A 22,008-nucleotide genomic window follows, 5' to 3' on the forward strand; every position below is an offset into this window, starting at 1 on the left:
AACCTTGAATAGTCTTGATGGCAGAAGTCAGCTCTTTTTAGAGATTAAACGTCCGGTATCATTTGTGGGGTCATCCAGAGCAAAATTAAAACTGTTTTCGAAAGTGTCGACCAGTTCTCTGTTTTTATCCAGTTCAACTTCTGTCCGGGGAGACGGCTCAGGGAGCCACGGTCCGGGAAGTGATGTTTCTTGTATTAAGTAAGAACTGACTTTATTTTCTATGACCTGATCGTTTACTTTCTGCCATATAGTGAAAAGACCTTTTTCTTCATCCTCTAAAAGCCCCTGCACCTTATCCTGATCAGCAAGCAATGCATCATAAAATTTATCCGAATTAAACCATAAGATATTGTCTTCTTCAGCTTCACGTAATCCCATCCAGAACAGATTAACTTTGTTATCTTCTACTGGATCACGCCATAAATCTGCAAAACCTTCACGGAAGAGTTCCTCAGACGGCAGTATTGCTCTGCGCAAATCATTATATGCATCGGTTACAAGCACGACTCTATTTTCCATCTCTTCCACAGCATCAACAACTCTTATAGGCAGAGTGTCTCCGAAATTATCGTTCAACTCGACTTTAACCCGGCCATAATCCAACGCAAATTCGCCAGGAGCACGTACTTCGGCCTTTCCATCTATTACCATTATCGAATCCGTTCCGGGGCTAGCTGTTTTATCAAGTCCTAGCGCTTCCAGCCCTGCTTCCGGCTCTAAAGTCAGCCGTTCACCTATTTTGGGATTCACTGCAGTTATGGCAATAGCTATACCGTCTATGAGATAATAATCTTCGCCAGTATAAACAGGTGAAACAAGTCTGGAATCGACAACCTCAGCCATAATTTTTGATGAAGAACTTGCAGCTGCGTTCTGGATGTGTCCAAGAACTATTTCCCATGTATCCCCTTCGCTAACAGTAAATGTAAAATCTCCAGAGTCATCACCTATGGAAAACCCAATGGAATGTTCACCCGCAGTAAGTGTAGTTATTGCATTTAAATCAAAGCCCTTTGATACAAAGCGGGAAGGAGAACCAGACATGGTTCCGGAGAGATCATAGCGCGCCTCTTTTGCAGAACCTATTGGCTTTGCAGTAGCATCAAGCTTCAAATGCGATATTAGATGACCGCTTGTATCTGTTAAGGAAAGTTCATTTGCCGACTCAAGAGTCTGTGTACTGTCTCCCTTATTTTGCTCAGTTGTGACATAAGCCGTGTTCACTGAGAGGGCTAAGGCCGATCCAATACCTAATAAATCATCAAGATTTGCACCGGGAGCATTCTGTTTTATAATTCTGGCCTGAACAGGAAGAGAACTCTTATTAACCGCATCCTGCACGGCTTCAAGCATTGCATCGTTATCCATGCCATTAGTCAGCTCAACCGCCAAACTGACTTTGTCAGAGCCTAAGGACATATTAAATTTGTATATACCGGCACCAATTGAAGTCGATGATTCGCCTGTAAAACCGCGTGAGTAATACCTATAATAGCGCTGAATATCTTCTTTAGGAGTCAGAGAGGATGATATTTTATTATCAAGATCAGGGTCGTTTACGATAAGACGTGCATCACTAAGCCCAAAACCATCTGTCGGCCAGCGGAATGCGCTAAGAGTTTCACTCAAGGTTTTAATTTTTGACTGGACTTCAATCGCTGTGGAAGGAGCTGTCAGTTCATAACGATTTTTAAGCGCAGCACGGTCAAACCGATCTTTCCAATATGAATTTGGAAATACTGTTTTTAACGAATCAGGCTTATTGGCCGTGTCCGTTTTTATCAGGTTTGTTCCGTCCAGAATCAGGTCCGCCACGGTCAACTTCTCCGTAATAAACATGGTCAAGGCACAGCCCCCGGGCAGGGGCAGTTGCAGGCGCAAGAGTCCTATCCTTCATCTCTAATAAAGATCGGACAAAAGAGGGATCTTCTTTACCCCGTGCAATTTTTACGAGACAACCGACCATATTACGGACCATCTGCTTCAAAAAACCTGTTCCTACAACTTCAAGAATTATTTCATGCTCGCTTTCACCGGGACGACGTTTAAAATCAAGAATATTCCTGACCGTACTGCTGACTTCAGTTCCGGCATTTTGAAATGCAGCAAAATCGTGAACACCAAGAAAATATTCCATTGCCTGATCAAGAGCATCAAAATCTAAGGGACCGCATTTCCACACGTATTGCCTACGCCACGGTAAAAGAAAACTATTCTCAATCCATAACGAATATGTATAGCACTTTTCAACTGCGCTGAAACGTGAATGAAAGTCGTCATCAACGTAAGCAACATCAAGCACTGTGACGTCATCTGGAAGCAGGGAGTTAAGGGCTTTCTGCCATGGCACAGAAATACGAGTTTCCGGCAGGTCAAGATGTACCACCTGCCCACGGGCATGAACCCCGCTGTCAGTACGGCCCGAACCATGAGCACGCACAGGAACACCTGTTATAACTGCAACAGCTTTTTCAAGTTCACCCTGAACTGTGCGTAGCTTTGGTTGAAATTGCCATCCGCAAAAATCAGTGCCGTCATATGCAAGAGTGAGTTTAAGTCTTCGCACTTTTGCTTCATCATTACTGCTTGGAAACACAGACTGAGCCTTCACCCTTTTAAAAATAATTTGCCCGGCAGCAAATCTGCCTTCTGATATTTATTTATCGTCCAAAGGGACTTGCAGCTTAGTAAGTTCTTCGGAAAGTTTAGCAGCTTTCTTAGGTTCAACAAATCCAAGAATTGCACCAGCGCTACGACCACGCATTCCAGCCAAAATTTTGACTGCAAGTTTCGTATCCAGAGATTCAATAACCTGAGCTGCACTTTTAGCTTTCATGGCTGTATATACGCCAACCAAATGCTTAATCTTTTTATCCTTAAGAACATCAGCGTCAGAAATCATTTTCTTTAATCTTTTTTCAAGAGCAGTAAGATCAGCGAGCTTCTTATCAAGGTTATGCTCAAGAGTTCGCAGAGAGCGCTCTTTACGAGCCAGCTCGTCTTCCTTGGCTTTAAGAGCTTTCCAGTCAGCATCAGGCATACCTGCAGGGCGTGCTGCTGTGCTCTTTGCGGGCGCAGCCTCAGCTTTATCGCCAGCTTTTGCTTCTGCAGCAACAGCTTTGGGAGTATCCACAACATTCCTGACTACACTGGAATCAATAACAGCTTCCATAACATGCTTGGTCGGTTTTCCAAGATCAAACCCAAGCGAACCTATAAGAGTTAACTTAAATAATGCTAATAAAATCAGACAGACAAGAATCTTAGAGATCTTTAGGTTTGTAACGAATTGTTGCCATTTCGTCATACTCTTTTTGCTCTTTGAGATTTTCTTCTTCATAATATTTCTTCGCCTGATTTTCTTTAAGTTTTTCCAACAACTTTCGATCTTTTGACTTTGCTACAGCTTCTGTACGACATTTTTGCAAGTTAAGGGCCAATTGCTTCATTCTATTAACTGCTAAATTCAAATCAGCTTTAAGAGCCTCATTGTACTGCCTCCAAAGCCACATTTCATCAGCATTCAAATTATCATACTGTCTTCGCTGATGCTGTGCAATTTTTGCTTCAACAGAAAAGACCACCTTCTTCTGTTCCTGATGAAGGTGGATAGCTTGTGCTAAAGCCATACTTGCCTGCTCCTCAGCCTGCTTTCTGAACTCCAGAACCTTTTCAAGCTTAAAAACAAATGGCTTGGGCATATATGGGCAATTGTATGATGATTATTTTTTATCTTCAGGTCTGCCGGCCAGACCACAATAGCCTTTTTCGCCATCGGCAAAACGCCACATCATACACATGGTTCCCTGACAAAATTTCATTTTATCATCACTGGTCATTAGGTATGGACAGTATTTAAACTTAGCCTCATTTTCAGGTAAAAGCATGACAACCTCTCTACTGATTATTTTCCACTAGTTTTCCGTATACCAAACAATGCTTTCCCATGGCTTGTTTCACATACTCCTTGACCAGCACTCCTATCCGCTCTTCCCTTGTAAAATTATCAGCGTATTTTCCGTTAGCGTATACTTCGGGGAATTTATCAGAGAGCACAGGATGTTCGCTGGCATATTCCTCCACCCGCTTAGAATACTCAGAAATATAATTGTCTATATCCTGATCAGACAAAGACTCAAGCTCTCTAACTCGCTCTGCAAAAACCTCAGGCTTCGGGAGAGTACTTGATTCCATTAGGGCAGAAAATGCTCTTGCAAAGCGCTGACTGCCTTCAAAAATATGCTTGGGACGAACAACGTTAAGCCCAGCCCATCCCGCTTTAAGCCATTTAAAAAGATAGCTCACTGTTTTTTCAGGATTATTTTTATCCTGAATATATAAATTCACAGACATGGACTTATACATGAATGTATCCATCCATCCCATACCACCCATAGTTAAGCCGGGAATTCCGCTATAAAAATAATTCCACTGATTATCGTCAACAACCAGTCCTTTCATACCGACACTTGATTTATCAGCCTGCTGGGAAACGGACATAAAGACATTACGCCCTTCGTACTTCATGAGAACCATCAGTCTGTTAAGATCATACCTATAATATCCACCACCAAATGAATCTGGTGTATTGACTTCGAATTCTTTTCCTCGCCAGATTCTAGGAGAGTCACAATCACTTAAATATTTCCAGGGCTGAACTTTCTCAGCATAAAACTGACTGTCAGGGTACCATCCGCTAACCCTGATCACTGATGGATAAATAGCATAGTTAGGGATTTCCGGATTATATGTATACTCAAGAATTCTATCAATATCTGCATTGACAGTTATACGCATAGCTGCGCCGTTTGCCGAGTCACGCTTAGGAAGATTTATTATTTTATCTGTTGCAGGAGTTTCATCTACAAATTTTATGAGACCAATGACCTTGCTGCCGTCAAAATTTGTATCTTTATTTCCCAATGTTTCAAACAGATAATCAAGTCCGCCATCAACCTGTTTAGGGAGTTTCAGACTTTCTTTCTTATTGTTATCAGAAAAAGAAGATGTACATTGCCCATCTGTCGAAATAAAAATTGAGGTTAAAATAATTAAGAATGCGGCAAGAACACTCAATGAACCCCGACTGAATTTCGGGATATTGTTAATTTTCATATTTTTTATTCACCTTCCCACCCTATGTTGCGGCAGGTTTTTATCAATTATGTATCTTTTGTATCTATGCACTAATTATAATCTTGGCAAGCCTTACATACATAAGCACTTTAGACTCGACATGCTGATATTATTCTGTACCAGAATGATATTAGCAAAATAAATACCCATATAGTCTTTCTAAGTTATATACGATCACTAGAAGTAATTTTCATTATAAATAATAATATAGCTTCATTTCCATGACAAAATACATAATATCAATTTATATGAATAAAAAAAAGACGCCTCTAAAGACGTCTTAAAAAGAAGAACCTCATTAAAAACTATTTAATACTGATACATTCAACCGGGCATGAATCAATTGACTCTTCAACACAATCCAGTTCCACTGCATCTTCTTTGATAACTTCTGCCTTTTCTCCATCAACATCTAAAGCAAAAACTTCAGGACAGAGCTCAACGCAAGTTTCGCAGCCGATACACTCGTCCTGATCAATTACTACCTTTTTAGCCATAATTAGCCTCCAGATCTTTAGGAAAAGTATTGTTTTCTCTATACGTGTACAGACTTAAGCATAATTATCAAACTCTTTGCAAGGATTAACTTCCCCATACTTGAGCAAACAGCTTCACCTACCTGTAACAACAGGATTAAATTATTTTCTCTATTTCAACTTTGGGAATTTGATATATTTAATACTGACTGTGCACACAAAGCTAATGCCTCAGTTCAACAGTATATTCATGATATTTATATCATTATTGATTATACAGAGTTTCACGGCCGCTTTTAACGTTATTTAACGGAAATAGAATTCATTCAATTCTATGCAGTGTTACATTGCTTGGCTGCAAATTTATTTTGAGTCTAAAGTTCTTATTATGGAGTAAGGAGCATATCTTCATTTTTATGCAAAAAAGCCCTCCGCATATATTTATGTACGGAGGGCCAAAAAGACAGAATATATTTCTAGATAATTACTCGCCCAAATAAGCCTTCTGGATATCCGGGTTATTGAGCAGCTTATGAGCATCATCTTCCATGACAACATTACCAGTCTCAAGAACATAACCACGAGTCGCCATACTTAAAGCAACCTTTGCATTCTGCTCAACCAGAATAATGGTAGTTCCCAATTTATTAATTTCACGAATAATGTCGAAGATCTGTTTCACGATCAGCGGAGCAAGACCTAGAGAAGGCTCATCCAGAAGCAAAACTTTTGGCCGACTCATAAGAGCACGCCCGATTGCAAGCATCTGTTGTTCACCGCCGGACAGAGTCCCGCCTGCTTGCTTGCGTCTTTCACGCAGAATAGGAAACATGTCAAAAACTCGTTCCATATCATCGGCAATCCCCGCATCATTGCGAAAAAAAGCACCCATATCGAGATTTTCTTCAATGGTCAGACGAGGAAAAATCCTACGCCCTTCAGGGACCTGACACAGCCCCATAGACGGGAGTAAGTCAGGACTTATATTATTGATGCATTCACCTTTATAATAAATCTCTCCGCTTGTCGCTTGGACGATATTACATATTGTCATCAAAGTTGTACTTTTTCCGGCACCGTTAGCACCAATGACTGATACTATTTCCCCTTCCATTACTTTAATATTAATCCCTTTCAGGGCCTTAATACTGCCGTATCCTGAATGAACATCACGAAGTTCTAATATTGGTTCTGCCATGGATTAATCCTTTTTATCTGCCTTCATACTGCGTTTGGGGGGCAGCAAGCCCTGCGGTCTGAAAAGCATCATAAGAGTCATGACACCACCGAAGACCAGCATGCGGTAAAGTTCGAAGTCTCTAAAAATCTCCGGCAAGGCAATAAGAGCCAATGCTCCGAGTATAACGCCCGGTATAGACCCCATACCACCAAGAACAACCATAGACAAAACCATAGCCGACTCAAGAAAGGTAAAAGATTCAGGGCTGACAAACCTCATACGGGCAGCATAAAATGCCCCGGCCATACCACCGAAACATGCGCCGGTGCAATAAGCCAGCAGCTTCATGTAGAAGGTCGGAATCCCCATAACTTCTGCCGCTGTTTCATCTTCGCGAATTGCCTCCCACGCACGTCCTATACGGGAGTGGTTGAGACGGTATACCGCAATAATGGTGAAGACAACTAAGGCTAAGATTACGTAATAAATAAGAGAAAGTTTTTTAAGCCAGAGATGCTCGAAGGTCATGCCGTTTGTAAAATCAGGCCAGTAAATACCTGGAGCCTTGATACCGGTAATTCCGTTAGGACCGTTGGTAAGACTCATCCAGTTATTAAAAACCATACGAACTATTTCAGCAAAACCCAGCGTAACAATCGCCAGATAGTCACCACGCATGCGCATGGAACAATAGCCGATAATGCATGCGCCAAGTCCGGCTACGGCCGCGCTAAGCGGCAGGCAAAGCCAAAAAGAAATCTTGTAAGTTACAGACAGTAACGCATAGGTATATGCTCCCAGTCCGTAAAAAGCGATATACCCAAGATCAAGCATTCCAGCTAGACCAACGACAATATTAAGCCCTAGGCCGAGACAGATATAGACCATACAGTTGATGGCTACATCCTGCGCATAACGTCCGAATAAATGAGGGTAGGCAATTGCAAAAGCCAAAAGAAGAAAGGCCCAAACGACCATTGGTACAGTAGTACTTGCCCTCTGCATTCCTACAGCAACCGAGCCGATCGGTTTAGTAAAAAAATTAAATACACCAATACTGTTAAGCTGGCGCAGGACCAGAAGAATAGAACACCCTGCAGCTATCTTCCACCAAACTGAAAAAGTTGTAGCAACCTCGAGTCCTTCAGGCTTTACTCCCAGCAAGGGCCAGAGCAGGACGAACAGCCAGATCATCCCGACGCCTAAAGAAGTCCAGTGCTTTTTAAACTCTGGTATCGTCAACGTTCTCTCCCATGATTCCTGAAGGTCTGAAATAAAGCACCCCGATTAGAATAACAAAAGCAAAAACATCCTTGTACTCACCGGAGATGTAACCCGCTGCAAAAATTTCTACCATTCCTATAATAAAACCGCCTATCATAGCTCCAGTAATATTACCGATACCGCCTAGTACGGCTGCTGCAAAAGCTTTGATGCCGGGGACAAATCCCATATCATAACGAACTGAGCCGTAATACAGGCCAACCATAATACCAGCTGCAGCAGCGAGACCTGCACCAATTGCAAAAGTCATACTGATGATACGATTTGAATTAATCCCTACCAAAGCAGACATAATTTTATCCTGTGCAGTCGACCGCATGGCCTTTCCCATCCGGGTCTTAAAGACCAGAAAATTGAGTGCAACAAGCAAAAATGCTGTCAGGCTGATAATGAAAAGCTGCATGTAGGAGAGCATTACATTGCCAAACTCGAAACCACCCTGAGTAAGCTCAGTAGGGTAAGCCTTATCATATACGCCCTGTGTCAGCATCAATCCGTTCTGCAAAAATATAGACATACCAAGAGCAGAGAGAAGAACTGAAAGGCGCGACGAGTTTCGTAGGGGTTTGTAGGCAACCTTTTCTACAGCCATAGCAAGCATGGCACAGTACGCCATAGCAAGTATAAGTGAACCTGAAAGGCATACCCAGGCAGGTGCTCCCTGTGAAAGGAGATAGCTCATAAAAATTACGCCAACATAACCGCCAGCTGCAAAAAATTCGCCGTGAGCAAAGTTAATGAGTTGGATGATGCCGTACACCATAGTATACCCTAAAGCGATCAGTGCATAAACACTGCCTAGAGTAATACCGTTGATGAGTTGTTGAAAAAAATATTCCATGGATATCCGGGGGCTGTTCGTAATGGCCCCTGCCATAACGGCAGGGGCCGACATTGCTTGGACTTCTAGTAGAGCTTACCGGTAGCAGGGTTCCAGTAGTTAATAAACTTACCACCCTCAACTTTACGGATAATGTAGTTTGAGCCGGAATCACCATTAGCTTTAAACTTAATGTGCTTTGTTGCACCATCATAATCCAGCTTCATGAGTTCAGCTTTAACTTTTTCAGGATCAGTTGACCCGGCAGCCTTAACAGCCTTCAAATAGGCGATCGCACTGTCATATGCGTAACCGGAATATGCACCGGGATTACCGTACTTAGGCTGATATTTTGCGTAAAATTCTTTATATGCAGGAGCATTATCATCAATGAAACCAAAAGTAAGATATACATCTTCAGCTGCATCCTTAGCTATTTCAATCAACTGAGGGTGATAAACTGCATCCTGTGCAAGACGAACGGCTTTGATTCCCATACGTTTAGCCTGAATAAGCATAAGAGCACCGGTAGCAGAGTTCTGCATGGACATGTAAAATACATCTGGATTGTCTGTTTTAACTTTAGTCAAGATAGCGGAAAAGTCTTTATCTCCCTGATTAACATGCTCGTGACCGAGAACTTTTATACCAGCAGCTTTAGCCATTTTCTCAACACCGTCAGCGAGCCCCTGTGAATATGCTGTCTTATCATCAACAATATAAACAGATTTAGCTCCGAGCTTTTCCTGCATAAATTTCAGAGCAATTGCCCCCTGATCATCATCACGACCACACATGCGGAACATGTAAGGCAATCCACGTGATGTAACTTTTTCATTTGTTGATGCGGGTGTAATCATGATGATTGATTCTTCATCAAGAACTTCAGAGGCAGGAAGAGTTGCACTTGAGCAGTAGGCCCCTACAACTCCGTTTGCTCCTTCGTTAATCAGTTTGTTAGCAGTTGCAACGGCCTGACGAGGTTCACAAGCTGTATCCTGCGGAAGGACTTCAATTGAGTCAAAGCCGGGAATTCCACCATTTTCTTTTACAACTTCAACAGCTGTGAGAACACCGTTTTTGATGTCGTTACCATCAGCAGCATATGGACCAGTCAATGGTCCCATTGTACCGAGTTTGAGTGTTTTCGCGAACACCATGCCAGAACCCAGCATCAAAATTGCTGCGGCAAGCAGAACTGTCATAATCAAACGTTTCATAGAAGGAGCCTCCCTAAAGTAAATACGGTTAGTTACCCAGATATGCCTCAATTACAGCAGGATTTTTCTGAATCTCTTCAGGGTTACCCTTTGCAATCATCACTCCGTGATCAAGGACTACAAGCTTTTGGCAAATACCCATGACAACTTTCATGTCATGCTCAACCATCAGCACGTTAATTCCTCTTTTTGAGATTTTCAGTATGGTTTCCATCAACTCAGAACTCTCCGCAGGATTAAGTCCTGCAGCCGGTTCATCAAGCAAAATGGTACTTGGCTCAGAGGCAAGCGCCCTTGCTATTTCGAGTCGCCTCTGATGTCCGTAAGGTAGGTTTGAAGCAATTTCATCTGCAAAGTCATCAAGCTCTGCAAATCGTAATTCTTCCATAGCCTTCGCTTTGATACGAGCCTCTTCCTCTTTCTGGCCTGGAGTCCGGAATATAGCGCCAAAAACCCCGCATGATGAACGGGAATGCTGTGCCACCATAACATTCTCAAGAGCAGTCATATTTTGGAAAAGTCTGATATTCTGAAAAGTGCGGGCAATACCTTTTTGAAGAACCTGATAAGGTTTTAAACCTGTCATTTGTTCTTTATTGTATTCAACGTATCCCCCAGAAGCTGAATATACCCCTGTTATCACATTGAAGACGGTTGTCTTGCCAGCACCGTTTGGACCAATGAGTCCAACAATCTCCCCCGGCATGAGAGAGAAGTTAACCTCTGCCAGAGCCTGCAAACCGCCAAAGCGGACGCTCACGTCGTGTAAATGAAGTTCTGCCATATTGGACATACCTATACACATTATTCTTCTTAAAATCAAGGTATAATACGATTTTTATATCTTACTAACCCGATTTTAAAAATTAATATTCACATAACCAGTGTTCAACACCATCCGAGTAAAAACTTTTTACCACATAACAAACTAGTAGTTTATTGTATCAATGGTAAATATGATTCAGCAATCAACAATAAAAGAAGCTAAGCATAATTATATTCTGTAATCTATTGTTTACTTCTAATATTAATATACATTCTGTGTAATTCACTTTTGATAATACAGATATTTATATTCAATAAAAGTCTTTTTTTGCTTACAAAATTGTATTTGGATTTATCATTTTTTACCAATATTGGCTAATGGCTATTCTAATAAAACCTACCTCAAATTTGACCGTATTTTAATCGCCTCTTTTCGCGTTTTTATGAATTTTGATCGGTATTTATTAACCTTTCATTTATTTCCTATTTCTTAAATTCTAAATTTTATCTCATTACTGTCAAACAGATTGTTTTTTCTTTCTCATTAAACGTGAAAAAGCCCTGACCGCATAGCAGTCAGGGCTTTAAATACCTAAATTATGAAGAGGTACGACTTAAATCGGCCTACCAACCTTCATCACTGAAAGGATCGCTACCGAAGCCGAAGTCTTCAGCAGGAGCACCACCTGTTGCAGGAGCTCCAGCAGAATCTCCAGCAGGAGCAGCGCCTTCAGCTACTGCACCAGAAGCAACAGTTACTACGCCGTGTTTTTTAACATCTTCAATCATTTTGAGAAGTTCATCAACTTTACCGATGTACTCTTCAACTTTTTCCTGAGAGGTAACGATAACTTTATCGCCTTCACCCTTAGAGGATGCTTCAAAAGCTTCACATTTACCTTTATATTCAGCCATAGCTTTCTCGGTTTCACCGAGTTTGCCTTCAGCTGCAGCAAGTTTGGTTTCAAGTTCCTGAATTTTAGCAGCCTGTGCAGCACCAGTGGAACGATAGTCAGCTAGCTTTCCGAAGATAGCATCAACCTGAACCATCACGTCACCTGAAAGTGCGCCTACGGATACGTTTTCTCCAAGACCAGCAACCTGACCTGTTTTCATTTTAGCAAGTTCAGGATGCTGCTCATAAATCCAAGCTTTTGCAAGAGCTGCTGCAAAAGGTTCGAATTCGGCATCAATATCTTTCTGAGTCATGTAGCCCAGAAGTTCCTGAACAGAGTTATTGCTTTCGCCACCCTTAATGTAAGACACAAAAGTGCTCATGGGGAAAGTTTTGCGTGCTTCAGACATGGTTAGTTCCTCCTTGCTCTATTACAGAGTAAAAGTCTTTTCTTCACGGACCGGCATGGGGAGACGGCCGATGTATCTTGCATAAGTTAATGCTGCAGTCCTGTAGACAAGGTGTCCCAGCTTAGACCACGGCAGATAGACAAACATCATAAATACGGCGACAAGGTGTATGTAGTATATTGGATAAGCAAGGACAGCTACGCCGAAGAGACGCATGAGCTCACTCATGATACCAGTTACACCAATGGTCCAGATCAGGCCGAGCAGATACCAGTCATAATAACTGGAACCATGGACAGCCTGGTCCTGATTCAAACGACGTTTGGTGAGCAGAACAAGTGAATAAATCAAGAGAACTGCACCAACATTGGCAAGAATCTTAACAGGGTGCCACAAAGGCATTGGAGTATGACCAATATGACCGAGGAAAGGAATTATCTTTCCGCCCCAGTGGGTTACTGCAACAACACCGGTAACAACCATGAGGCAGATGAAAGCGGCCATAATGAATCTGTGTCCATTAAACTTCTGTTCATCAGCTTCATCTGTTTCACCGCATTCTTTCCACTTGGAATGTGTCAGCAGTTCGTTTTTACAAACGTCGATGAAACATTCAAGCAGACTTGGTTTTTCAGATTTGTCACCTACAGCAAAGACCTTCGGCTGATCCTTAAATGAAGCAATCAAGTTCTTAACTCCCTTATAGAAAGTCCAGACCATGAAACCGAAGGCAATCATGAAGATCGGGTCAATAGTAAAATCGCCGGGGAAAAGGTATCCAAAAACGATTTCGCCATCTTTAAGAGGGAAGAAGGAACCACGAACTCCAGCCATGATGAACCATATTACCATGTAGAGTACAGCCGGAATAGCTGCAAGCTTAGGCAGGTGCTTGGCTGAACTCATCCATTTACCGAAAATGGAAGGGGTAACCATCTTCTGATAGGCCATGTTACGTAGAGCTGCCAACATGTCAGCAGGACGAGCGCCACGAGGACACAGGTCAGAACATGTTCCGCAATTGTGACAAAGCCATATATCAATATCATTTACAAGTTTATCTTTGAGGCCCCACTGAGCCCAGACCATTTCCTTACGCGGATAAGGGTTGTCGGCAGGCGACAAGGGACAGGCTACAGAGCATGTTGCGCACTGATAGCATTTTTTGAGGCCTTCTCCACCGACTTCCTGAAGTTCTTTAATGAACTGCAGATCCGGTTTGATGCGAATATCTTTTTCCATATCGCTTCTACCTCCTAGTAGCCCTTGAACGGGTTGGGACCGATCTTGATCATTTCATTAACGAAAGTATCGATCATGCCTGGGACCTTATCGTACTCGTCAATGGCAAGTTCGGCCTGAACAACACGCTCGGGTTCAACGCCAAGTCTCTTGAGAGAATCAGCGACGTTTTCCATACGGCGATTACAAAGTTCAGAGCCTTTAACAAAGTGACACTGATAGTCTTCGCCGTATTTACAACCGAGCAGAAGAACTCCATCAACACCTTTTGACATTGCATCAGCAATCCAGATTGTGTTTACAGAGCCGAGGCAGCGGACAGGTACAATACGAACATAAGGAGACCAGCCTTTACCGCGCATAGCTGCCATGTCGAGTGCGGGATACGCATCGTTTTCGCAAGCCAGTACAATAAAGCGGGGACCGCCAACTTCCATATCATCAGGAACTTCGACCTGTTTGATCATGGAACCGATCATATCGATATTATAGTTGTCAAATCCGATTACGCGCTCAGGGCAGGCACCCATACAGGTACCACAGCGACGGCAGCGTGACGGATTCGGCATTGGTGTTCCTTTTTCATCATCATCAAGTGCTCCGAAAGGACATTCCTCGGTGCAACGTTTACACTGTGTGCAACGCATGAAGTTGAAAACGGGGTAGGTGGAGTCACCGGAGCGTGGGTGTACAGCAACGCCATGATTGGCAGAGTTTATACACTGAACAGCTTTAAGGACTGCACCTGCAGCATCTTCCCTTGCAAGTCCCATTGACATGGGCTGACGAACACAACCAGCGGCGTAAACACCTGTACGGCGGGTTTCGTAAGGAAAGCAAATGTAGTTAGAGTCTGCGTAACCGTCGAACTGCTTGAGATCGGGGAAAGCAGGACCCTGTCTATATACAAGGTTGATGGTCGGATCGTGAGCAGTGGTAGGAACCATGCCAGTTGGAACAACGACCAGATCAGCCTGGATTTCAATATTTTCGCCAAGAAGTGTGTTACTTGCAGCGATAACCATAGAGCTGCCCTCTTCCTTAATGGAAGTAACAGTACCCTTGGTCAGCATGATGCCCGGATCATCCTGGGCAGCACGGTAATAACGCTCATTAACACCAGGAACCATCATGTGATCGTAAATGATATAAGCTACAGCTTCATCATTCTTTTCACGTACATAGTTAGCCTGTTTTAGTGCAACAAGACTGCTGAGTTCAGAACTGTAAGGAAGATGTTTATAAGATTCCATATCTTCATAAACGAATTCATCTTTAGCACCTTCTTCAGCTTCTTTTGCATCTGCAGCATCGGAAGCAATCTGTTCATCAGAACGATTAGCATAAGCATCTTCTTCAGCTGCAAATTTTTCTTCACTAAGGCGTGTATCAAGAACAAAAGCAACAGATGAAGCATTCATCTTTCCGGCCTTGACCATTGCTTCAAATTCAGCAGCAGTTACAACCTTGGAAGAACCGTAGCCCATGGGCTCAACATACTTAGTATCCTGAGGGACCCAACCTGTAGCCAGAACAACAGCACCTACTGGCAGTTCCTCAGATCCGGAACCTACAGTGACTGTAGCTGTATACTGACCGGGCGCACCCTGAAGAGTTTCAAGTTGCGCGCTTGTGAGAACTTTGATTCTGGAATTGGACTGAACTTCAGAAATAAGTTTGTCGATTCCTGTTTCATGAGCTTCAAGGTAAGGATAGGAAAGAGGGAAGGTCTTATACATTCCGGCAGCTTTACCACCGAGATTAGCTTCCTTTTCCACGAGAATAACATCATGGTTGGTCTTTGCTGCATAAAGAGCTGCTGTAAGACCAGTGAAACCACCACCTAGGACCATTACTACTTTAGTAGTATCAAAAGCCTGAGACTCTTGTTCGTTGGTCTTGGTAATCTTGGTGATTCCCATTTTGACGTATTCATTCGCCATCATTTTGAGGAGTTCGGGAACTTCGCCATTGGGGTCAGGCATGGTGCCATCAGGATTTCTGAAAACCTTGATGCATTGTTCACGCAGGTTAACCCTTTCGACAACAATGTTGTCGAAGTCGAAAATATCCCAGTCAACGCGGGGGCTAGTGCCGCAGATACATGCTGCGTCAATATTGCCAGCGTCAATATCTTCCTGAATAAGCTTTCTTCCTTCCTCGCTGTTGAGTCTCGGGTGAACTTTAATCACCGGACACACATTTGCAAAAACTCTACCGACAAACTCGGCGAGATCTTCAGCGTTCAGGTAAGGAGAGACGCTTGCTTGGTCGAAATAAACACCGATTTTTTCGGGCATGTCGACTTACCTCCCTATCACCGTTTGAATCGCTTTGAGAGCAGCAGCAGTACCGGACTGGGCTGTCTTCATGACATCCAGAGGCTGCTTTGCACACCCGGCTGCGAAAATGCCTTGTTCCTCTCCGCCGACAATAAAGCCTTGATCGTCAACCTGTACACCGGAAGGAACCGGAGTACCTGCGAGGCTGGGCTGCATTCCGGTAGCCAAGACAACGAGATCATGCTCGTTCTGGGCCTTGATGCCGGTTACTGCATCCTCAACAGTGACGAGCACATTGCCACTTCCGGATTCTTCAATGACTTCAGCGACCTTACCTTTAACAGCATTGATCTTATCATCAGAAAGAATACGTTTGGCAAACTTGTCATAACGGCCCGGAGTACGCAGGTCGATGTAATATACTGTGACCTTTGCATCAGGATACTGATCGCGGATATATGCTGCCTGCTTAAGTGAAGCCATACAACAGATATAGGAACAGAAATTGAGGTGGTTTTCATCGCGGGAACCCGCACACTGTACGAACGCGATGTTTTTGGGCTGTGCACCGTCTGAAGGACGGACAATCTGACCATGGGTAGGACCACTTGGAGCTGCAAGTCTTTCCATCTGCATGTTGGAAATACAGTTCTTTACAGTGCCTGCACCAAGGTTGGAAAGTTTAGTTACATCGTAAGGCTTCCAACCGGTAGCGTAAACAATGGAACCGACGTTAAATGTGACGACCTTTTCCTCTTCTTTGAGATCGATTACATCGACTCCTTTAAGGACTTTAAGATCTTCATCGGTGCAGTTTTCCTTTTCAAGAACGTATCTTGCGGGAAATGCAAAAGGAACGTCCATGTAAAGAGCTTTGCGATCACAGAGTTTGAACTCAAATTCATCAGTAATGTCATTAGATAATTTCTCGATGACATCGGTGAGTTCAACACTGCCCGGACCAACATATCTGGGCTTGATCCGAACCTTGACTTCAAAATTACCTTTGGAACCATTGATAGATTCCACTTCAGCCAAGGTAAAGAACTTTACGTTCTTATTGTTTTTGATTCTCTGAAATTGAATCTCCAATCCGCAGGAAGGAGGACACAGCTTTGGAAAATATTTATTCAGCTGCATCACCCGGCCACCCAGATAAGGCGACTTCTCCACGATGAAGACTTCATGGCCTACTTCGGCGGCTTCGAGTGCAGCGGTAATTCCGCTAAACCCGCCGCCTACGACAAGTATGCTATTTGACATTCTCTATCCTCCTGAACTCTTTGAGGCCCTTAGCCATAAAATGGCCCAAACCCGGACACCGACCAGGGGTCGCAATTCGGATTCAGACCATTTCAGTGCTTGCCAGAAAAGAACGGCTGCGAGCCGTAGGACTCGCAGCCGTAAATTATCATTCCCAGCTTAGACGGGGATGATCTGGTGGTATGCTTTCTTAAAGATGTTAGTTTCACCTTTTTCAACGTCATACTTAGAGTTGACGAAGCATTTCCACTTAGAGTCATCAAGACCCATGAAGTCACCGCGGTAGTAGAATCCAGGATAACGGGATTCTTCGCGGAAATCGATGTGCTGCATGTGCAGACGGACAGTCCACAGTCTGTGGAACTGTTCCCAACAACGCATGAGTTCATGGAGGTCGCGTGCAGCCAGTTTTTTAGAATCTTCTTCAAGCATTTCAAGAAGTTTGAAACCAGTAGCAAGAAGAGACTTGGAGGTTACGTACATGGTACCAACACCACCACCGTATTCATCAGTTGCCTTAACAAGACGCATCATGAAGTTTTTAGGTGTGATGTAATTAGGGTTAACTACTGGGTCGGTAGAGATTCCTTTACCTTCTTCGTAGGTGTACCATGGCTGGTAGATTTCTTTAGCAAGATCAGCAGTACTTTCTTTCAAAGTAGGCTTGAAGTCTTTGTGATCTACAACCCAGCGTACCATCTGTTTACCAACGATACGACCTTCTGCGTGAGAACCGGAAGAGAACTTGTGACCAGATGCGCCAACACCGTCAGCACATGTGAAGAGACCGTTAACAGTAGTCATACGGTTGTAGACTTTACCGTTGTCAGCTTTCACTTTGTAGTCTTCAGGAACCCATGCTTCATCAGGACCGGAAGTCCAGATACCACAGCAACCGGAGTGGGAGCCGAGGAGGTAAGGTTCGGTAGGCATGATTTCAGAACCGGAGTTTTCAGGCTCAATGTTCTGACAAGCCCAGAGGTTAGCCTGGCCAACACACATATCGAGGAAATCTTCCCATGCTTCAGACTCGAGGTGCTTCTGCTCAGCGGGAGTAAGATCTTTGAATGTGTTCTGCAGTGCGGTAGCGGTGTCCATGTAGATAGGACCGCGACCTTCACGCATTTCACGAAGCATCATGTGGTTACGCAGACAAGTAGGAATAACGTGTCCTTTAGCGTATCCGCGATCTTCGTAAGGCTTGAGCATTGCGCGGTTAGTTTCGCAGTAGTCTTCGCCTTTGTAGTTGGTTGCTTTAGCTTTGAAGAGCAGGAACCATGCGCCAACAGGACCGTAACCATCTTTAAAACGAGCTGGTACGAAACGGTTTTCCATCATGGTCATTTCAGCGCCAACCTGTGCACACATGGTGTATGTGGAACCTGCGTTCCATACTGGATACCATGCACGACCCATACCTTCACCGGTAGAGCGAGGACGGTAAACGTTTACAGCACCACCACAAGCTACAACAGCTGTATTACATTTGAAAACATATACTTTGTTTTCGCGTGTAGAGAAACCAACTGCACCAGCGATGCGGTTAGGCTCATTAGCGTCGAGGAGCATTTTAACGATGAAGATACGTTCCATGTAGTTATCTTCGCCAAGAGCCATTTTAGCAGCTTCAGCAACGATACATTTGTAGGATTCACCGTTAATCATCATCTGCCAGCGACCGGAACGAACGCAAGCGTCGCCGTTACGCAGGGAGAGACCAGCTGCTTTAGCAGCTGCACCGTCGAGGTTTTTACCGTCTTTTTTGATCCAGCAAGGAAGGCCCCACTCTTCAAAAAGGTGAACGGAATCATCAACGTGACGGCCGAGGTCAAAAATAAGGTCTTCACGAACGAGGCCCATGAGGTCAGTACGAACCATACGTACGTAGTCATCAGCGTCATTTTCGCCAAGGTATGTGTTAATAGCGGACAGACCCTGTGCAACAGCACCGGAACGTTCCATAGCAGCTTTATCAAGCAGCATAATGGAGATGTCGCCACCTACTTTTTCAATCCAGCGGACTGCTTCATAAGCAACACCGCAGTTACCCATACCACCACCAACGAGGAGCAGGTCCACGTCTTTTTCTATAAGCTCAGGTTCTGCGAGAGCAACACCCTTAGAAGCTTCTTTACTAGGGAGAAGAGGCATGTTTCCTCCTTAATTAGGTTTTAGATTACGTGAATTAATTCATCTAATCCGCAGATTAGCTAATGATTAATCCAGATCCTTCCAAGCAGTCTTTTTGTCTGCATCAGCAACGTCAACCTTCAGACCGAGAGCTTCTTTAGGAGTCGCAAGTTCGGTCTCAGTGAAGAGAAGTTCGCTGTCGAGATCAGCTGGCTCGGGTTTACCTTCATAAGGTTTGATAGAACCTTCAGGTGTAGTACGGATAGGGAATTTGAAGCGCTTAACGTTTCCGTTACGGAACTTAACAGTCCACATGATGTCTTCAGCTGAACGCATGGGGATAGAAGTACCGCCCATAGGTGCGAAGTCACCGTAAGGACGAGCTTCGATAGCGCCCTGGGGACAAATTTTTACGCAGGAGTAACACTCCCAGCATGCTTCTGGTTCCTGGTTGTAAGCCCGCATTTCTTCGGGATCCAGGATCATAAGATCGTTAGGGCAGATGTACATACAGGCAGTTTTTTCTCCGCCTTTACAGCCATCACACTTTTCCGGATTGACAAAGGTCGGCATACCTAGTCCTCCTAAAAGGGTTTAATGTTATCAATCACCGACATCCATAACCATTTATAATCTTGCCTAAATTTTCAGGCTCGTGAAAATAGTAACTATCAAGCCCTCAACAGAGTGTCAAGACGAAAGTGAAATTTAGAACAAGCTAATTCCATTCTTTCATATAAACAGCCACGGAACACCACTGTTATATCAAGATGCAAAGGCCAAAATTGAGCTTCTGCAAGAACAGCTGGATATGAATGTGTTCCATCATGAAGAGCTTTTAGTTCATTCTACCCTTTGTTTGCAAGCCTTTTTTTCAGAATATGACACATTCTTCACAATTTTTTTAAAGGACTGATTTTATAGTAATTTTATAGAGATATATAATATTTTTTCTATAGAAACTTCATAGCTTATCTATATAAATAAAGCTTTTATTTCAAAGAATTATGAAAACCGGTTTTTCCAAAAAATAAGTTTCTCAGCATTATTACGGTTTTAAAGAGGATACATATTTTTTGTATACATGCATTCAACTTCTCCACAATCATATTTAAAAGATAAACTACTCAAATAACATACTAATATTTTATGTAAAGCGTAACAAAAACAACCCAACCCAACTCTCAGAAATGAAAATCTTCATCGGTAATAAAATTTACCCTTGACATTTCTTTCACAATCAATTCATAAACCCTTTAAGCGTTATGGAGTACTTAAGACTTTTAGCTGAGTTATCAGTTGTCTTCTCCATAATATTATTTGGTATAGATATTTTCATTCTGTAAACCATGCTGCTACTTTGATTTTTTAATTCAAACTGGTTTGCTTAAGAGTATATTTTTTATTCTGAAGGTTTACGGATGGGCCATGGTGTTGAAAATAATAATTACTACTTAGGAGACGTAAACATGTCTAATCTCGTAGCACCTCACGGTGGTAAAGGTCTCGTCTGCTGCCTTCTCGAAGGCGCAGAACTCGCAGCAGAACAGAAAAAAGCTGCTGATCTTCCTAAAATCGAAATTTCCGCCCGTGCTAAGGGTGACCTGATCATGATGGGTTGTGGTGGGTTCTCTCCCCTGAATGGTTTCATGGGCAAAGCAGACTGGAAAGGCGTTTGCGAAAAATTCCTGATGGAAGATGGCACTTTCTGGCCTGTTCCTGTTACTCTTGATACTGACGATGATTCAGTTAAAGTCGGCGATGAGATCGCTCTCGTGAGAAATGGCGAAGTATACGCTACCATGAAGATCGAAGAAAAATACGAAATGACCGAAGAAGACAAGAAGTGGGAATGCTATCAGGTCTTCAAAGGTGAAGGCGAAGAATCCGCTGACGACATTTTCTGGAAAACAGCTCTTGAAGATCACCCAGGTGTTCAGATGGTAATGGCTCAGAAAAAGTACAACCTTGCCGGTCCTGTTAAAGTTCTTTCTGAAGGCGAATACCCTGAGCAGTACAAAGGTGTTTACCTGCGTCCCGCAGAAACACGTGCAGCTTTTGAAGAAAAAGGCTGGTCCACAGTTTCCGCTCTTCAGCTTCGTAACCCAATGCACCGCTCTCACGAATTCCTCGCAAAGATCTCCATCGAAGTTTGTGACGGTTGTCTGATCCACTCCCTGATCGGTAACCTGAAACCAGGTGACATTCCTGCTGACGTTCGCGTTAAAGCAATTGACACTCTTGTTGAACACTACTTTGTTAAAGAAAACGTTATTCAGGCTGGTTACCCACTTGATATGCGTTACGCTGGTCCTCGTGAAGGTCTGCTCCACGCAACTTTCCGCCAGAACTACGGTGTTAACAGAATGCTGATCGGTCGTGACCACGCTGGAGTTGGTGACTTCTACGGTTTGTTTGAAGCACAGGAAATTTTTGACAAAATTCCTTATGCAAAAGAAGCATGTCCAGAACCAGGTAAAGCTCTGCTTTGCGAACCAATGAAAATTGACTGGACTTTCTACTGCTACAAATGTGACGGTATGGCTTCCCTTAGAACCTGTCCTCACGAAAAAGACCAGCGTGTTATCCTTTCCGGTACCAAGCTGCGTAAAGCTCTTTCTGACGGTGCTGAAGTTGTTGACCATTTCGGTCGTGACGAAGTTATCGCTCAGCTCCGTGAATACTACGAAGGCCTCACTGAAAAAGTTGAAGTCAAAATGCAGGGCGCAGCTTCCGGCGACGCAATGTAATTAGTAGTATTACTACTTGCTTATTCAGGGAGGAGGCGGCTATCGCTTTCTCCCTTTTTTATTTTCAATATTTACGGGCTGTTATAAGTATTACTTCCTTACCAATACTTGAGGGTTGCTCATCGTAAAATTTCAAGCTATACAGATGAACTTCC

The 22,008-nt window shown here is 43.4% G+C and carries 19 protein-coding genes; 1 reads left to right on the plus strand and 18 read right to left on the minus strand.

All coding sequences use genetic code 11. The annotated features are described in order from the left end of the window. Positions 1-27 precede the first annotated feature (27 nt). The 18 genes from H589_RS0101585 to aprB form a co-directional block, all read right to left on the minus strand. Positions 28-1,815, minus strand: a complete 1,788-nt coding sequence (locus H589_RS0101585) for a hypothetical protein (protein ID WP_245577015.1) — start codon at positions 1,813-1,815, stop codon at positions 28-30. Next, complete coding sequence (gene truA / locus H589_RS0101590) at positions 1,760-2,566, minus strand: tRNA pseudouridine(38-40) synthase TruA (RefSeq protein WP_027720395.1); 807 nt, start codon at positions 2,564-2,566, stop codon at positions 1,760-1,762. Before truA ends, H589_RS0101585 begins: the two co-directional genes overlap by 56 nt. Before the next feature lie 90 nt (positions 2,567-2,656). Further along, on the minus strand, positions 2,657-3,307 hold the full coding sequence (locus H589_RS0101595; protein ID WP_027720396.1) for a MotE family protein: 651 nt from the start codon (positions 3,305-3,307) through the stop codon (positions 2,657-2,659). Next, on the minus strand, positions 3,264-3,629 hold the full coding sequence (locus tag H589_RS0101600; protein WP_245577016.1) for a flagellar FliJ family protein: 366 nt from the start codon (positions 3,627-3,629) through the stop codon (positions 3,264-3,266). The genes H589_RS0101595 and H589_RS0101600 overlap by 44 nt, the downstream gene beginning before the upstream one ends. A gap of 93 nt (positions 3,630-3,722) precedes the next feature. Beyond that, complete coding sequence (locus H589_RS20865; protein WP_169433096.1) at positions 3,723-3,887, minus strand: hypothetical protein; 165 nt, start codon at positions 3,885-3,887, stop codon at positions 3,723-3,725. 10 nt (positions 3,888-3,897) lie between these two features. Next, positions 3,898-5,115, minus strand: a complete 1,218-nt coding sequence (locus H589_RS0101610; protein WP_027720398.1) for a hypothetical protein — start codon at positions 5,113-5,115, stop codon at positions 3,898-3,900. A gap of 326 nt (positions 5,116-5,441) precedes the next feature. Beyond that, positions 5,442-5,633 carry a ferredoxin gene (locus H589_RS0101615; RefSeq protein WP_027720399.1) on the minus strand — a complete coding sequence of 64 codons (192 nt, stop codon included), beginning with the start codon at positions 5,631-5,633 and terminating at the stop codon, positions 5,442-5,444. A 463-nt stretch (positions 5,634-6,096) separates the two neighbouring features. Further along, complete coding sequence (locus H589_RS0101620; RefSeq protein ID WP_027720400.1) at positions 6,097-6,810, minus strand: ABC transporter ATP-binding protein; 714 nt, start codon at positions 6,808-6,810, stop codon at positions 6,097-6,099. A 3-nt stretch (positions 6,811-6,813) separates the two neighbouring features. Then, on the minus strand, positions 6,814-7,986 hold the full coding sequence (locus H589_RS0101625; protein WP_051249582.1) for an ABC transporter permease subunit: 1,173 nt from the start codon (positions 7,984-7,986) through the stop codon (positions 6,814-6,816). A gap of 28 nt (positions 7,987-8,014) precedes the next feature. Next, on the minus strand, positions 8,015-8,917 hold the full coding sequence (locus H589_RS0101630; protein ID WP_027720402.1) for a branched-chain amino acid ABC transporter permease: 903 nt from the start codon (positions 8,915-8,917) through the stop codon (positions 8,015-8,017). Positions 8,918-8,982: 65 nt separating this feature from the next. Continuing rightward, positions 8,983-10,116: a branched-chain amino acid ABC transporter substrate-binding protein gene (locus H589_RS0101635; RefSeq protein WP_027720403.1), complete on the minus strand. Its 1,134-nt coding sequence runs from the start codon at positions 10,114-10,116 to the stop codon at positions 8,983-8,985. A gap of 28 nt (positions 10,117-10,144) precedes the next feature. Next, entirely contained in the window at positions 10,145-10,900 is a 756-nt protein-coding gene (locus tag H589_RS0101640; RefSeq protein ID WP_027720404.1) for an ABC transporter ATP-binding protein, read from the minus strand. A gap of 605 nt (positions 10,901-11,505) precedes the next feature. After that, on the minus strand, positions 11,506-12,186 hold the full coding sequence (locus H589_RS0101645; protein WP_027720405.1) for a hypothetical protein: 681 nt from the start codon (positions 12,184-12,186) through the stop codon (positions 11,506-11,508). A gap of 21 nt (positions 12,187-12,207) precedes the next feature. Next, entirely contained in the window at positions 12,208-13,428 is a 1,221-nt protein-coding gene (gene qmoC, locus H589_RS0101650) for a quinone-interacting membrane-bound oxidoreductase complex subunit QmoC (RefSeq protein WP_027720406.1), read from the minus strand. Positions 13,429-13,442: 14 nt separating this feature from the next. Continuing rightward, on the minus strand, positions 13,443-15,728 hold the full coding sequence (locus H589_RS0101655) for an FAD-dependent oxidoreductase (RefSeq protein WP_027720407.1): 2,286 nt from the start codon (positions 15,726-15,728) through the stop codon (positions 13,443-13,445). A gap of 6 nt (positions 15,729-15,734) precedes the next feature. Further along, complete coding sequence (locus H589_RS0101660) at positions 15,735-16,973, minus strand: CoB--CoM heterodisulfide reductase iron-sulfur subunit A family protein (protein ID WP_027720408.1); 1,239 nt, start codon at positions 16,971-16,973, stop codon at positions 15,735-15,737. Positions 16,974-17,132: 159 nt separating this feature from the next. Then, a complete protein-coding gene (gene aprA / locus H589_RS0101665; protein WP_027720409.1) occupies positions 17,133-19,124 on the minus strand; it encodes an adenylyl-sulfate reductase subunit alpha in 1,992 nt (663 codons plus the stop codon). Positions 19,125-19,190: 66 nt separating this feature from the next. Next, positions 19,191-19,676: an adenylyl-sulfate reductase subunit beta gene (gene aprB, locus H589_RS0101670; protein WP_027720410.1), complete on the minus strand. Its 486-nt coding sequence runs from the start codon at positions 19,674-19,676 to the stop codon at positions 19,191-19,193. 896 nt (positions 19,677-20,572) lie between these two features. Here aprB and sat point away from each other — a divergent pair. Then, positions 20,573-21,853 carry a sulfate adenylyltransferase gene (gene sat, locus H589_RS0101675; protein WP_027720411.1) on the plus strand — a complete coding sequence of 427 codons (1,281 nt, stop codon included), beginning with the start codon at positions 20,573-20,575 and terminating at the stop codon, positions 21,851-21,853. Positions 21,854-22,008 lie beyond the last annotated feature (155 nt).

Source organism: Maridesulfovibrio zosterae DSM 11974 (genome assembly GCF_000425265.1).
Lineage (GTDB): Bacteria > Desulfobacterota > Desulfovibrionia > Desulfovibrionales > Desulfovibrionaceae > Maridesulfovibrio > Maridesulfovibrio zosterae.